This window comes from Segniliparus rotundus DSM 44985 (genome assembly GCF_000092825.1).
GTDB lineage: Bacteria > Actinomycetota > Actinomycetes > Mycobacteriales > Mycobacteriaceae > Segniliparus > Segniliparus rotundus.
The window spans coordinates 2,511,124-2,524,653 of sequence record NC_014168.1; the positions used below are offsets into that span (position 1 = coordinate 2,511,124).

The 13,530-nt window shown below is 64.7% G+C and carries 15 protein-coding genes; 12 read left to right on the top strand and 3 right to left on the bottom strand.

Annotated features, from left to right (window positions below; genetic code table 11):
• Positions 1-639 precede the first annotated feature (639 nt).
• From SROT_RS12295 to SROT_RS16180, 6 genes are all read left to right on the top strand, one after another.
• Entirely contained in the window at positions 640-1,119 is a 480-nt protein-coding gene (locus tag SROT_RS12295; protein WP_013139350.1) for an XRE family transcriptional regulator, read from the top strand.
• Entirely contained in the window at positions 1,100-1,627 is a 528-nt protein-coding gene (locus tag SROT_RS12300) for a hypothetical protein (RefSeq protein ID WP_013139351.1), read from the top strand. Before SROT_RS12295 ends, SROT_RS12300 begins: the two co-directional genes overlap by 20 nt.
• The gene (locus SROT_RS12305; protein ID WP_013139352.1) at positions 1,624-2,850 is read left to right on the top strand and encodes an MAB_1171c family putative transporter; all 1,227 of its coding nucleotides are present in this window, start codon (positions 1,624-1,626) and stop codon (positions 2,848-2,850) included. The genes SROT_RS12300 and SROT_RS12305 overlap by 4 nt, the downstream gene beginning before the upstream one ends.
• On the top strand, positions 2,847-4,262 hold the full coding sequence (locus SROT_RS12310; protein ID WP_013139353.1) for a cytochrome P450: 1,416 nt from the start codon (positions 2,847-2,849) through the stop codon (positions 4,260-4,262). The genes SROT_RS12305 and SROT_RS12310 overlap by 4 nt, the downstream gene beginning before the upstream one ends.
• 308 nt (positions 4,263-4,570) lie before the next feature.
• Entirely contained in the window at positions 4,571-5,116 is a 546-nt protein-coding gene (locus SROT_RS16175) for a hypothetical protein (protein WP_187288034.1), read from the top strand.
• Positions 5,117-5,248: 132 nt separating this feature from the next.
• Positions 5,249-5,557: an integrase core domain-containing protein gene (locus SROT_RS16180; RefSeq protein WP_245535409.1), complete on the top strand. Its 309-nt coding sequence runs from the start codon at positions 5,249-5,251 to the stop codon at positions 5,555-5,557.
• Between the two features lie 336 nt (positions 5,558-5,893).
• Here the strand turns inward: SROT_RS16180 and SROT_RS12320 are convergent, their stop codons facing one another.
• Positions 5,894-6,220, bottom strand: a complete 327-nt coding sequence (locus SROT_RS12320; RefSeq protein ID WP_013139354.1) for a hypothetical protein — start codon at positions 6,218-6,220, stop codon at positions 5,894-5,896.
• 492 nt (positions 6,221-6,712) lie between these two features.
• Here SROT_RS12320 and SROT_RS12325 point away from each other — a divergent pair, with 492 nt between their 5' ends.
• From SROT_RS12325 to SROT_RS12350, 5 genes are all read left to right on the top strand, one after another.
• Positions 6,713-7,414: a hypothetical protein gene (locus SROT_RS12325; RefSeq protein ID WP_041407299.1), complete on the top strand. Its 702-nt coding sequence runs from the start codon at positions 6,713-6,715 to the stop codon at positions 7,412-7,414.
• The gene (locus tag SROT_RS12330; RefSeq protein WP_041407301.1) at positions 7,411-7,818 is read left to right on the top strand and encodes a hypothetical protein; all 408 of its coding nucleotides are present in this window, start codon (positions 7,411-7,413) and stop codon (positions 7,816-7,818) included. The genes SROT_RS12325 and SROT_RS12330 overlap by 4 nt, the downstream gene beginning before the upstream one ends.
• Positions 7,802-8,521 carry a hypothetical protein gene (locus SROT_RS12335; RefSeq protein ID WP_013139357.1) on the top strand — a complete coding sequence of 240 codons (720 nt, stop codon included), beginning with the start codon at positions 7,802-7,804 and terminating at the stop codon, positions 8,519-8,521. Before SROT_RS12330 ends, SROT_RS12335 begins: the two co-directional genes overlap by 17 nt.
• 74 nt (positions 8,522-8,595) lie before the next feature.
• Positions 8,596-9,012 (top strand): hypothetical protein, encoded by a 417-nt coding sequence (locus SROT_RS12340; protein ID WP_041407305.1) that lies wholly within the window; start codon positions 8,596-8,598, stop codon positions 9,010-9,012.
• A gap of 1,009 nt (positions 9,013-10,021) precedes the next feature.
• Positions 10,022-10,765 carry a class I SAM-dependent methyltransferase gene (locus SROT_RS12350; protein ID WP_013139359.1) on the top strand — a complete coding sequence of 248 codons (744 nt, stop codon included), beginning with the start codon at positions 10,022-10,024 and terminating at the stop codon, positions 10,763-10,765.
• Positions 10,766-10,952: 187 nt separating this feature from the next.
• On the opposite strand, the gene SROT_RS12355 is transcribed toward SROT_RS12350, so the two are convergent.
• Both SROT_RS12355 and SROT_RS12360 read right to left on the bottom strand, forming a co-directional pair.
• Complete coding sequence (locus SROT_RS12355) at positions 10,953-11,582, bottom strand: MBL fold metallo-hydrolase (RefSeq protein ID WP_013139360.1); 630 nt, start codon at positions 11,580-11,582, stop codon at positions 10,953-10,955.
• Complete coding sequence (locus SROT_RS12360; RefSeq protein WP_013139361.1) at positions 11,579-12,664, bottom strand: S-(hydroxymethyl)mycothiol dehydrogenase; 1,086 nt, start codon at positions 12,662-12,664, stop codon at positions 11,579-11,581. Before SROT_RS12360 ends, SROT_RS12355 begins: the two co-directional genes overlap by 4 nt.
• A gap of 46 nt (positions 12,665-12,710) precedes the next feature.
• Here SROT_RS12360 and SROT_RS12365 point away from each other — a divergent pair, with 46 nt between their 5' ends.
• On the top strand, positions 12,711-13,502 hold the full coding sequence (locus tag SROT_RS12365; protein WP_013139362.1) for an IclR family transcriptional regulator: 792 nt from the start codon (positions 12,711-12,713) through the stop codon (positions 13,500-13,502).
• The last annotated feature ends 28 nt before the right edge of the window (positions 13,503-13,530 follow it).

The following is a 13,530-nucleotide window of genomic DNA, read 5'->3' on the forward strand; positions in this document are numbered from 1 at the left end:
CATGATCGGCCGCATGCTGGCCAGGAATATCTTGGCGCTCCGCGCGGTTCGACCGCTGCCACGGCAGCCCAGCGCCTAACTGCGCCAGCCTCAGCGCAGCATTCACCCAGTGATCTGAGGCCCAGGGCCGCCCACAACGGAAAACACACCCCGAATCGAAGGCCCATCCAGCAGTGGACGGGCCTTCGAGCGTTTTCGCGGTTTCACAGGTTGAGGGAACCCCGTATACCCTTACCTCGCCCGACTGGTCCTGCATTTCAGTCCACGAAACGATCCGGACCCAGGCCCCGTGGGACTGGGCGGAAATTGCCAAGCCCCTGATCAGGACATACGAGAAAAAGGCGCGGAACGTGATCGTGGAAAACGCGGAACGAGCGGCCAGCCCTGACCCGGGGAAACGCTGAAGTTATTCCTGAAATGCGGGTTTGGCGCTGAGCGGCCCCCGCATATGCCCGCTGGCGGGTATCCGGCGCCGCCTGACGGCGCGAACCCCGCCCAAATCGATGCTTCGCCCGCGGACCGCCCCCAGTTCCGGACGGAAATCGTTCCTGCATTACTGGTCAACTCTTCGCATGTGCGCTCGACTGGTAAAATTTTGTGAATCTGGATTTGGCCCCAGAAAATGACGAGGCGAAGTAGATGAGCACCGAACCACTTGTAAACACCACGCAACGACAACGGGCGAATAATCTGTCGTCTAGGATCAGCATGCTGTACGAAACCATGGCTCCAGCTGGAGAAATCGTTTCCGACGCGACGGTGGCCGAGGGGATCTTCGAGAAGACCGGGGTGCAGATGAGCGGCCCGTACTTGTGCCTGTTGCGCACGGGCAAGCGGACGAACCCCTCGATTCAAAACATCCAGGCGATCGCCGAGTACTTTGGCGTACCGGCCTCGTACCTTGTCGACACCGACAACGACACCGATACCGAAGTGGAAGCTGAACTGAGACTGGTGAGGGCGATGCGGGACATGGGCGTGCGCGATATCGCGACGCGGCTCTCTGGCCTGACTTCGGAGTCGATCGCGAACTTGGCCGGGCTTGTCGACAGAATGCGAGAGCTGGAGCACCTGCCGCCCATCGCGCCGAGGGGGCCGCATGCTGTGGGCGAAGCGTAGGGCGCGGGCCGAAAGCGGCGCGAGGTCTGAGAAAGAGGTCCGCGCGCTCATCGAGCGGCTGGACATACCGGAGCCGTGGGATCGCGCGCGGTTCGTCGAAAACGTCGCGCGGGTGCGGGGGCGGGCGATCACGCTGATGCCCGTGCCCGCCGCAATACTGGCGGACAACCCCTGCGGATTGTGGCTCGTGCGAGAGCACGACGACATCGTGCTGTTCGAAGAGGGGACCTCGGAGTACCACGCCGACCAGATCATCATGCACGAACTCGGGCATATGATCCTCGGCCACGACAAAGGGGCCGGGGACGAGGGGCTCGCGCGGATGGCCCAGCCGCTCTTGCCGCACCTCGATCCTGCGACGGTGCGCGCCGCGTTGGGGCGCACCGCCTACGGCGAGCCGAGGGAGAAAGAGGCGGAGCTATTCGCGAGCCTGATGATGGCAAGGCCCAAGGAGGTGAAATCCGAGAGCGCGCCGGATTTCTCCCGCGTGTTCCTCAAAGAAGAATGATCTCGTCCATCCCGAGCGCTGTGGCCTGGCCCGTCCTCGCGGTGTTCCTGCTGATCGTGGCTCTCCGCCTTGCCTGGCGCAACACGACGCAGTTCGACCGCTATACCAACATCATGCTCTGCACGATGGTGGCGGTCCAGCTGCTCGCGGACCCTCTCTTCGAGAGGTTCGTCGCCGACCACGCCCCGATCGGCTCCATCACGGTCTCGCAGTTCGCCCTGTGCTTGCAGTCTTCGACGTGCGCGGAGTTCCTCGGCGTGACGGCGGTCATGATGGGCCGGAGTCCGGCGGCGGTGCGCCGCCGCCACACCCTGCACCGCGTCGGAGGTCTCGCGGTCGGAGCCATGATCTTCGTGGCGGGGACCAGGGCGCGTGCGGCGGGTGCGCGGCTCGAGGAGCCACTCGGCTGGGACACGGTCGTGGTCTGGGCGCTCTTCTGGGTCTTCCCCGTCATCCTCTCCGTGCAGATCTTCCGGCTGTGCGCCAAGGACTTGCCGGGGGCGAGGGAGAACGCGCGGCGCGTTCTTGTCCTCCTGAACCTTGCTGTCATTGCCTTCATCATGAGTTTCGTCTGCCTTCTGGCATTTGTGCTCGCTGTGCTGGAAGAATTCGGGGCAGCGCATACAGTCGAGTTCAGAATAGAGACGCATTCGCGCAATTTTTTCTGGGTTCTCCTCGCCGTCCTCGTCGTGATGTCGTGGGCGTGCGTCGGCGACGCGCGCGAGCGGCTCGGCCTCGACAAACGCGGGAGGATGCGCCGCCAGTTGCTGCCGTTGTGGGCCGAGCTCACCGCGCTTTTTCCGGAAACCGTGCTCGACCCGTCCCTGCGGCCCAAAAAACGCAGGCGCGTGACGGACTACGAGCTGAACCGGATGGTCGTGGAGATCAGGGACTCGCTCAAACAGCTCCGGCAATACACCCGGCGAACACCCCTCACAGAACGGATGCGGTTCCTGGAAGACTGCGATGGGGACAAAGACGCCGCGTCCACGGCGCAGCTCGCATCGCAACTCGTGTTGGCGCTGGAAGCAAAGCGCGCAGGCGGGCCGAAATCGCCGCCGGACCAAAGGATCGAGATCCCTTCCACCGCGAGGAGCTTGGAAGAGGAAACGCTCGAGCTCCTCGAACTCTCCCAGTGCTTGCAGAAGGCACACGCAACAAAGACCACCTCTCCGCGCAACGAGGATCCGGCCCCGACAAGCAGAACAGCGAGCATGGCATGACCGACCCAATCGCAGCCGAAAAACCCACGAGGGCAGGGTTGCCGCATCCGCGTTTCCGACTGCCGCTCCTCGGCGACCTGCTGCGGCTGGACCTGGCCAAACCCACCCAAAGCTTGGTCCCGTTGTCTCATGAAGCTGGCCCAGTCTTCGAGCAGGTCTTCTTCGGCTTCCCGCTCAGAGTCGTCGCGGGCGCTCGGGAGATCGAAGAGGTCAACAACGAGGAGGCGTGGGAGAAGCACGTCGGCCCGGCTCTGCATAAACTGCGCCCGATGGCAGGAGACGGGCTGTTCACCGCCTACAACCGGGAGCCGAACTGGCAGAAGGCGCATAACGTGTTGATGCCCGCGTTCTCGCGCTCGGCCATGGTCAACTACCACGCGAGCATCCGGGGCGCGGTCGAGGAGCTGGTCGAAGTCTGGGCCGAGGACGCGAGGAGCGGCGCCTGGGTCGATGTGGTCGACAGCATGAACAAACTCACGCTGGAGGTCATCTCCAGAGCAGGCTTCGGCCACTCTTTCAACCTTTTGTCGAGCCGGGAGGAGAGCCCGCTCATCGCCGCGATCGTGCGAGAACTGACATACGCGCAACGCAGGACCGACGTGCTGCCCTGGTTCGAGCGGATGTTCCTGCGCAAGCGGGAACATCAGCACCAGGCCGACATGACGCTCGCGAAGCGCACGGTCGACGACATCGTCGGCGAGCGCAGGCGCAACCCGCACGAGAGCCCGACGGACATCCTCGACCTCATGCTCACGGCCGTCGACCCGGAGACCGGCGAACAGCTCGACGACGCGAACATCCGCAACCAGATCCTCACCTTCCTCATCGCCGGCAGCGAGACCAGCGCGAACGCCGTGTCCTTCGCACTGCACCATCTCGCGGAACAACCGGAGCTCGCGAGACAGGCCCAGGCGGAGGTGGAAGCCCGCTGGCCGGGACGGGACTTCCCGGACATCGGCTACGAAGACGTCGCGAAGCTCCGATACCTGCGCCGCGTCACCGACGAGACGCTGCGACTGTGGCCGGTCGCGCCAGGATACTTCCGCCGCGCGAGGAAAGACACGACCGTCGGAGGCCACGCCTTCAAACAGAAAGACTGGGTGTTCGTCCTGCTCATCGGGGCGCACCGGGACCCGGCCTCGTGGGGGGCGGACGCTGATCGGTTCAACCCGGACCGCTTCTCCCCCGAGAACATCAGGAGCCTGCCGCCTCGCATCTACAAACCGTTCGGCACGGGCCCGAGGGCGTGCATCGGCCGCCAGTTCGCCCTCCACGAGATCATTCTGACCCTGGCCGCGATCCTGCACCAGTTCGACCTCGAGCCCGACCCGGGGTACACGATCACGGCGACCGAGCACCCCACCCTCAAACCAGCCGGACTCAGGTTACGCTTGCACACGCGAAGCCGCTGAAACCGCGCTGGCTGAAGCAGGTAGCGATTGACCAGGCAACAGTCTTCCTCAGGGGCAGGTGCGCCGCGCGAGAGAGCGCCTTGATCTCATGCAGGAGGAGATCGCAGGCAAGATTGTGGCGTGGCATCCGTCGAATCCACAGTCCCAAGAACCCGTTGCGCCCAATCCGCCAGGAGAGCCGCAGCGATTACTCGAGCGAATTCCTCAGGAGGCGGATCGCAAAAGATCTGGGCGGATGTTGACGAGGGCCGCAAAGAAGGGCTCACGAGCGCAAAGAGCTGGTCGAGCTGCGCCGCCGAACGAGGGTGTTGGCGACGGAGGTCAAGGTCCTGCGCAAAGCCAGCGCGTACTTCACCAGGGAGAACGTCCCCCTGAAAGGGGTTCCGGCTGGCCGTGAGCCAGCACGACGACAGTTTTCCCGGCGCGGCGGCCTGCCCGGGTCCTGGGCGTCTCCCGCTTGGGGCATGACGAGCAGCTCGGCCGTCCTCCCCCCGCCCCGCGAGGTCGCGGGCGAGGCATTGGGCAGCACGATCAGGGAAGTGTGGTCGGGCTCGCGGGATGCCTACGGGGTCCGGCGCGTGCGCGCGAAGCCGCGCCTCGGGCTCGGCGTCCGGGTCGCCCACAGCGCGCCGCCAGGCTCATGCGCTCGGCGGGGATCGCCGGGGCCTGCCCCGGCGACGCGCCCGGACTTGGTCAAGCGCCAGTTCCGGGCGGAGGAGCCGAACCGGCGCTGGGTCACCGACATCACCCAGCGCCCCGCCGCAGAGGGCTGGGTCCGCTGCACGGCGGTCCCAGGCGTGTTCTCCCGCAAGGTGGTGGGCTGGTCGATAGCCGACCACATCAAAGCCGAGTGAGTCACAGACGCCCTGGACACAGCGCGGTGGCGGCGCAAACCCCGTGGCACCGTGGTCCACAGCGCCCCTGGAAGCCAGTGCGTGTCACAGCTCTTCGGGCGCTGGCTGCGAGAAAGAGGCCCTTTGGGCGCGGTGGCCCGCGCCGACGACAACGCGCTCATGGCGTCGTTCTTCTCGTCCATGCAGGTCGAACTCCTCGACCGACACGAATGGGCCGACCACCACGACCTCGCCCAAGCGGTCTTCGAACACATCGAAGCCTTCCACAACCCCGCCAGGCGGCACAGCGGAATCGGCTACCACTCGCCCGCCCGCCACGAGACTCTGCCCCCTGCCGCAGCGAGTGCGGCAGGGGGCAGAATATCAACCTGCCCGGGGGAACGGGAACAGACCAATAGCGCGTTCCTCGAGGTCTTCGAATCCGCCCGGAACGACCTTTGACAAGAGGTGTCCACTTGCGAAAAATCGCCGCCCAATTCCGCAGACCGCGTGACGCATGCCTATCTTCCTGCGGCACCCCTCGTCGCCGCCGAAGATTCTCGCATGCCTATTCAACCTTCCCGCAGTTCGCCGCCCAGTGCTTGCGTCGAGCTAGCTTTTCACCCGAGCGTACCAGCCATATATTGACTAGTAAATGAAACTATGGCACATAAATTTACTAGAGTCAATAGCCGCTCCTGGCATCAGGTTCGTGCGGTTCCACGCTGCGGAAAACCGTCAGATCAGCCATGGTCACACGCGGCGCTCCCGGATGTCCGTCCACATCGCTTCGATGCGTCACAGTCCCTCCAGCGGGCAGATCCGCTCGATCCCCGCCACCCAAGAGGATCGCCGCCAGTGCAGCAAGCCCGGCTGGTGCGCGTTGGAGCACACGAGCTCGGCGACATCGCCGACCTTGGGGTAGCGTCCGACGCCGACGATGGGCAGGTCTTCTGCGTCCGCGCCAGCTCCATCACCAACGACCGCATCTTCCTCGGCGTAGAAGACCTCCCGGTCGCACGCGGCGCCATACGACCCGCCGGGCACAACGGCGAAGCCGGCCTCGCCCACGAACCGGCCCTCGCGCTCGCCGACCTCGTGCGAGCCGCAAGAGGCGACGTGCACACCACTGCTACGACACCGCGCTGCGGGGCACGCACCCGGAAGCACACTCTACGAAGAGCTGTTCGGGCGGCGCGAACACGGTTCAGAGCGGGAACAGCCAGCCTAAGACCCGTCCGTTCGCTCTCTCCCCCTGGCCTCAAGCTCGCCCACGCCCGCAGGCCCTGCTCCTCAAGCCGATCCTGGCTCAAACACGCCCCTGGCTCTCAAGAGCCACGCCCTCACCGACATCTCGGCGATTTTCGCCTCCGCCACGCCCACCCGCTACAATCTAAACCTCCCAAAGCCCACCGGCGTGGAATAACCATCCGCCTTTCCACCCGGTCCCCGGCCCCGTGGGAATGGATGGAAATAGCTGAACGGCAGGTCAGTCGGTACGGCTCCTGAGCCTTCGGAACGTGATCATGCGTTTTTCGGAACGTCGAACCACGGTTGAGCTGGGGTGATAACCGAATAAACTTGTGATCAGCGCGTTTCGAGGAAAAAAGGGGGCGAATGAAGCCGAGCGGCGGATTGACGGTCTCGCCTGGGCATGTGGTGGGCTTCGGGACCGATGTCGGGGATTTCACGGACAAGTTCTGGGATCTCGCGAACAAAATAATGGGGTCGGTCAAGCTACCTTCTGGCGCGACTGGGCTCTTGGCGGATCTCGTCGCCCCGTTGAGGAGCTTCCGCGACCGAGTGTCCGACGCGCACCAGCGGGACCGGGACGCGCTCTACAAGCTTTCGGGCGGATTGTCGGAAGCCGGGCGTCTCTATCACGGGTGGGACCAGCACAACGCGCAAGCTCTGAATATCTTCGGACTGGGCGGCGCCGCTGCGGGCGAGCTCGACCACACGGCCTGGGGCGGCGCACAACACCCCGATGTGCTGAGCATAGGTCCAGCCGATGTTGGGGCGCGCCGAGTCGTCCAATGGGCCATCGAGACCCTTGCCCCGCTCGAAGCCAAACTGGAAGCGGCAGCTGGTATTAAACCTGTCGCTGACCATCTCGAACCGATTGACTGCGACTGGGGCTCGTTGCAGCCCCTCGCCGAGCACGTCGGGCTCCTCGGTTCGAACGACCAAGCGTGGCCTCCAACCTCGGGGACGGGACGAAATGGCTCGCCCAACACTGGTCGGGCGCTGGCGCGCAAGCGTTCACCAGCGCCTCGGACACGAGACGCGGCCTCGCGGACGAGCGCAGCAGCCATATGACGGGAGTTGCCGCCGTGCTTCGGCAAGGCGGACAGCAAGTCGAGCAGCAAGCCCGGAATCAAGCGCTCGCGCTCGTCAACGACCTGATGCGCCCCACCACCCGCCTTGGCTTCACCCTGCCGCTCGCGCTATGGGGCACGATTCTCGACAGTCCGATGCGCGAGATCCTGCGCGTCGAGATTCGTGGCGACATTCAAGCCGCGCACGCGGAAGCGCTGTCACGTCATGAGGGTATCGTCGTGACGGTGCAGGGCATGCAGGACGCGCTCGCCGCCGAGTCCGCGCAAGCGATCCCGAGCAGCGGCGAGTCAACAGCCATCTCCTCGGTCCAGGCCCGTGGCCGCACGAGCTACGGGTACGGGGGCAACACGTGGTGGGAGGACGACCTTGCGCCAGCCTCCTGAACAGGCCGTACCCGACGACTGCGCCAGATACGGGTGGCGAAACAATATCTGGGACAAGCCCACCGCTTTGGAGAAGAGCGCCGTCGGCGCAGCCGTCCAGGCTTGGTTCGACTCCGAGGGGTGGACGTTCGCGAGCGAGCTGCTCGGCTACTTCATGGGGAACAACAAAGAGGGCTTCGTCTATGACCTCAACCCGCGTTTCGAGTTCTTGGACGAACTCATGGCCACGGACGATGTGAAATTCGGTGTCCAAAAGGGCCTGGACTCCATCAAACGGCAAGCCGTGGAGAACGTCCGCCGCGACCCGTCGCTCTTCAACATCAAACAAGAGATCAACGGCAAGTTCGTCAACCCCCCGTCTATGGATGAAAACGAGTGGCGCGTCACCTACCCCACTGACAGTCCCGATGTGACCTATGCGCTGGGGCACTTCTCCACCGCCGTCGTCAGCGACACCGTGGTAAACCGACCCATCGGGAACGGTGAGGTCACCGCTGAAATTGTCTACGACGTGTACTTCTACGACTATTACTACTACCACCTGAGCGAAGGCCGCCTTGGCGGATTCGCCACTGACTTCAAACATTCCATGGCGCTCAACGCTGACGAGGACATGCGATGGTTGGAAGAGGCCGGGTGGGCTCGAAGCTTCCGCGTCAAAGGCAACACCTACGGCGGTGTCTGGAAAGGGGTCGTCGCATGACCGAACGGACAACATCTGGACGTCGAGAAAGAACCGATCAGCGGCGGCATACGGCGGGCAAAACAATCCCAGTCTTGGCACTGGCGACGACGCTCGCGATTACCGCGTGCTCCAGCAAAGAGGAGAGTATCCTCGAAGACGCCGGCAAATGCGGCAACATCCACTTCCGCTCGATGCCGCACGTGGTCTCCGCGCAACGGATCGACGGGGCCGGCGGCGATATGCTGATCCAGCTCGTCGCCGACATCCCAAACGGCGAAGTTCAGTCCTTCAAAGACCTCTCAGGACTGCACAACTTCGCCCCTGGCGTTCCCGAGGCGCTGGCTGAGAACTATTGGAAAGGCAGCGGTCTCGCCGAAACGGTGAAGACGAACGGTTCCGCCGGAGGGGAGCACGAGGAGAACGAGGGCGGTGGCTCTGCCGGGAAGTGGGTCGTCATCCGCGCGAAAGACGACGGAGAGTCCCGTGTCTACATCCGACTCGCCTGCTGATAGGTGGACTGGATGGAAATTGACAAGCCCCTGATCAAGACATACGAGCTGAAACGCCTTGGAACGTGATCATGGGATTTTTGGAACGTCGAACCACGGTTGAGCTAGGGCGATAACCGAATAACCCTACGAACAGTACGTTTGAGACAGAGAGGGACATCGATGCCGACGGACAATGCAGGGCACCTGGGCAGCGAAACCTCAGACGCTGATGATGCTTCTCCAATAAAGGCTGCTGTGACGAGCGCGGCCAACAGTGTTGAATGACGGGTCCACGTGGCGATGCTCGCACACGGGTTTTTCTCGCTTGTGCAGGATCAATCCATAGCGGAACTTGTGGGCGCTCCTTACGAGAAGGGCACGAGACGAGAAGGGCACGAGCAATTTCTGGTGTATCCACCACTTCATGAAGTATCTTGCGCATCATGGCGTGGCGAGCGGGTCCTTCCGAGAGGTCGCGGAAATTCTCGGAGCGATGGAGCGGGCAGGATTGCTCTTGGACCGAGGCTGGGACCACACGACCCCGATCATGAGGAAAAGTCACATGTCGAACATTGGCTCTATTTCGCAGATGCGTGGATCGCTGTGGCTGTCTGAGGTTTTCGGAGGGGCGCTCATCATTCCCTGCTGTAAGGCGGTCACCGTGCAAATCGCCGGACTATCCTCCGAGGACGGTGCTGAGTGTTCGCGTACGGGGCTGGTGTTGGATCGGTCGCACGTGCTCACCAATGCGCATGTTGTGCGGGGCATGACGGACTGAACCGCACCGGGTTTGACGCGGGGCATTTCCTCCCGGAAAGATGGAGATCATGCCCGAAGCGGTGCCGACCCTGCTCGCCCACGACCCGGCCCTCGGGGGATGCGGCCGCAATTGGTCCATGCGCTCGTGACAAGAATAGAGACAGGAGTGGTCCCTCTCGTGGAGCGCGCGTGCGCCGCGCTCGCCAAATCCCTGGCCAAACCGTAAGATCCAGACGCCACAGACAGATTTCAAACGGCAAGGAACACTATGGCCGCAGGCGACCCGGAGATCACGGACGCGTACTCGGCGAACGCCGCTTTCTGGACCCAGATCATCCGCGAGGGGCGCGACAAGTACCAGACCGGACTTGTTGATCGAGCGCTCTTCGAAGCGATCGGCCCATGCGAGGGAAAGGCCTTCCTCGACGCCGGCTGCGGCGAAGGCTACTTCTCCCGCGAGCTCGCCCGCCGCAGCGCCGGGCACGTCCACGCCGTCGACGCCTGCGCCGAGCTCGTCGCCGCCGCCCGCGACCTCCCCGACCCAGCGATCACCTACCACGTCGCCGACATCGCCGCATTGCCGCTGCCCGACAACTCCGTCGACGTGGTCGTCGCCAACCGGCTCCCCCACGGCCTCGCAGACCCCGGCAAACGCTTCTTCGAGTTCGCCCGAGCCTTGCGACCCGGCGGCCGTCTCGTGTCTCTCGCCCTGCACCCCTGCTACTACACCGCCCGCGACTCCCAGAACGAGAAGCCCCCGCTCGACGAATACTTCGAAGGACGCATGGTCGTCCAACACTTCGAAGTCGACGGACTCGTCTCCCCCGAACCCTCCGTCCAACGGTTCTTCTCCCTCGAAGAACACGTCAGCATGATCCTACGAGCGGGGTTCGTCATCACCGGCCTCACAGAACCCCGGCCCACGCCAGAGCAGTTCGACACCGACCCCTGGTGGCAAGAGCACTACACCCGCCCGCTCTTCCTCCTCCTCCAGTGCAGACTGGACGCGTAGCCCAGAATTCACGGTGTTCACGCATTCCAAATGCTCTGCCTACGGGACTGGGCTGAAAGAGCTGAACGGCAGTTCAGGTCGCCGTCTCCCGAGCCCCCGTGATGCGGGCCCTCCACGGCGCGACACTCTTTTTCGTCTTCTCTGCGTGGTCACGCCGAAAGCAGTGCAGCACGCTGCCCGCTTCGGCTCACCGCCCGGCTGCGATCCATTCGGCCAGATGCGGAGCCTCCGTGCCGATGGTGGTGCCGTCGCCGTGGCCGGTGTGCACCAGAGTCTGCTCGGGGAGCGAGAACAGCCGGTCGCGGATCGAGGCGATGATGGTCGGGAAGTCCGAGTACGACCGCCCTGTGGCTCCTGGCCCTCCGGAGAACAAGGTGTCGCCGGAGAAAAGCACGCCCGCTTCCGGCGCGTGCAGGCAGACCGAGCCCGGCGAGTGCCCCGGGGTGTGGATCACCTGGACATCGGCGCCCGCCACCGGAATCCGCAACCCGTCGGACAGCTCCCCGTAGCGCACCCCCGGGTGGGTCTGCCGCCACAGCACGTCGTCCCCGGGGTGCAGGAGCAGAGGGGCGTCCAGCTCCTCGGAGAGCTGCGGCGCGACCGTCACGTGGTCGTTGTGCCCGTGCGTGCAGACCACAGCGAGCACCTTGCGGCCGGCCACCGCGGCGATGATCGGCGCGGCCTCGTGCGCGGCGTCCACCACGAGCACCTCGGAGTCGTCGCCGACCAACCAGATGTTGTTGTCCACCGCCCAGCTTCCCCCGTCGAGGCGGAACGTTCCCGACGTGACCACTCGCTCGATCCGCAGCCCGCTCATAGCACCACCACCGAACGCAGCACCTGACCAGCTCCCATCGCCGCGAACGCCTTCTCCACGTCGTTGAGCCCCACGCGCTCGGTGACGAATTTCTCCAATGGGAGCCTGCCTTGCAGATGCAAGTCCACCAGCATCGGGAAATCGCGCTCGGGCAAGCAGTCCCCGTACCAGGAGGATTTCAGCGCGCCGCCGTGGCTGAAAAAATCCAGCAACGGCATCTCGATGCGCATCTGCGGAGTCGGCACCCCGACAAGGACCACCGTTCCCGCCAAATCCCGCGCGGAGAAGGCTTGCCGCCACGTCTCCGGCCTGCCCACCGCGTCGATCACCACATCAGCCCCGAACCCTCCCGTCAGCTCTTGGACCGCCACGACTGCGTCTGCCTCGGCGCTGTTGACCGTGTGCGTCGCGCCGAGCTCGACGGCCCACCGCAGTTTCTGGTCGTCCCGGTCCACGGCCACAATCGTCGTCGCGCCCGCGAGAGCGGCCCCGACGATCGCGGCGTCCCCGACGCCGCCGCAACCGATCACCGCGACCGAGTCCCCGCGCGAGACCTGTCCCGTGTTCATCGCGGCGCCGAGGCCGGCCATCACCCCGCAGCCGAGCAGGCCTGCGACAGCGGGGTCGACAGACGGGTCGACCTTGGTGCATTGGCCCTCGTGCACGAGGGTCTTCTCGACGAACGCGCCGATGCCGAGCGCCGAGGTGAGTTCGGTGCCGTCTTCGAGGGCCATCTTCTGGCTCGCGTTGTGCGTGTTGAAGCAGTACCAGGGCTTGCCTTTCTTGCAAGCCCGGCACTCGCCGCAGACCGCGCGCCAGTTCAGCACGACGAAATCGCCCGCCTCGACATGCGTCACCTGTTCTCCGACGGCCTCTACGACCCCGGCCGCCTCATGCCCGAGGAGGAAGGGGTATTCGTCGTTGATCCCGCCTTCGCGATACGCGAGGTCGGTGTGGCACACCCCGCAGGCGAGCACTCGGACAAGCACGTCGTGGCCGACTGGGTCGGGGACGACCACAGTGACCGTCTCGACAGAGCTCCCTTTGCTCCGCGCGATGACGCCCTGGACGTAGTTCGGCATGGTGTTCCTTTCCGAGCTCGTGCCCCATCGGGAATAATGTTGCTCTATGAGCAACAGCATCGTACAACGCGACAGTGGATCAGGTGCGGCAGTCCAATCGGTCGACCGGGCGCTCCTGGTCCTGGAGATCCTCGCGCAGAGCGGGCCGACCGGGATCACCCAGCTCGCCGAAGAGATCGGCGTGCACAAATCCACCGCGTCCCGGCTCGTCGCGGTGCTGGAGGGCAGGGGGTTCGTGGAGCGCGGCGCGAACGGCAAATACCAGCTCGGATTCGCCGTGGTGCGCCTGGCCGGCTCCGCCTCGGGCGTGCGCGACCTCGGGAAGGCTTCCCAACGCAAATGCGACGAGCTCGCCGCCCGGCTCGGGGAGACCGTCAATCTCGCGATCTTCGAAGACGGCCTCGCGATCAATATCGTGGAGGCTCCCGGCCCCGCCGAAGTCGTGTTGCGCTCATGGGTCGGCCAGGCCAGCCCCGCGCACGCGACGTCCAGCGGCAAGGCGCTGATCGCGGAATTGAATCCGCTCGAACTGCGCGAGCGCCTCAGCGGCCGCCTGGAGCGTTTCACCGCGAACACGATCACGGATTTCACGGTGCTCGAAGAGCATCTGGCCCTCGTGCGCGAACAAGGCTGGGCCTACGCGGCAGAGGAGCTGGAGCTGGGGCTCAACGCGGTCGCCGCCCCGGTCAGGGGCAACACCACGGCAATCGTCGCGGCGCTCTGCGTCTCTGGCCCCTCCTACCGTATGCCGCAGAGCGCCCTGCCCTCCATGGCGCAGGAGATCCTGGGCTCCGCGCGCGAAATCAGCCTGCGCCTGGGCTACCCCTCGCGCCGGTAAACATGCTTTCAATCTGTTTTTAACAAAG

Coding starts and splice junctions, on each gene's coding strand:
- SROT_RS12295 (WP_013139350.1), top strand. CDS start 640: ATGAGCACCGAACCACTTGTAAACACCACGCAACGACAACGGGCGAAT.
- SROT_RS12300 (WP_013139351.1), top strand. CDS start 1,100: ATGCTGTGGGCGAAGCGTAGGGCGCGGGCCGAAAGCGGCGCGAGGTCT.
- SROT_RS12305 (WP_013139352.1), top strand. CDS start 1,624: ATGATCTCGTCCATCCCGAGCGCTGTGGCCTGGCCCGTCCTCGCGGTG.
- SROT_RS12310 (WP_013139353.1), top strand. CDS start 2,847: ATGACCGACCCAATCGCAGCCGAAAAACCCACGAGGGCAGGGTTGCCG.
- SROT_RS12325 (WP_041407299.1), top strand. CDS start 6,713: ATGAAGCCGAGCGGCGGATTGACGGTCTCGCCTGGGCATGTGGTGGGC.
- SROT_RS12330 (WP_041407301.1), top strand. CDS start 7,411: ATGACGGGAGTTGCCGCCGTGCTTCGGCAAGGCGGACAGCAAGTCGAG.
- SROT_RS12350 (WP_013139359.1), top strand. CDS start 10,022: ATGGCCGCAGGCGACCCGGAGATCACGGACGCGTACTCGGCGAACGCC.
- SROT_RS12355 (WP_013139360.1), bottom strand. CDS start 11,582: ATGAGCGGGCTGCGGATCGAGCGAGTGGTCACGTCGGGAACGTTCCGC.
- SROT_RS12360 (WP_013139361.1), bottom strand. CDS start 12,664: ATGCCGAACTACGTCCAGGGCGTCATCGCGCGGAGCAAAGGGAGCTCT.
- SROT_RS12365 (WP_013139362.1), top strand. CDS start 12,711: ATGAGCAACAGCATCGTACAACGCGACAGTGGATCAGGTGCGGCAGTC.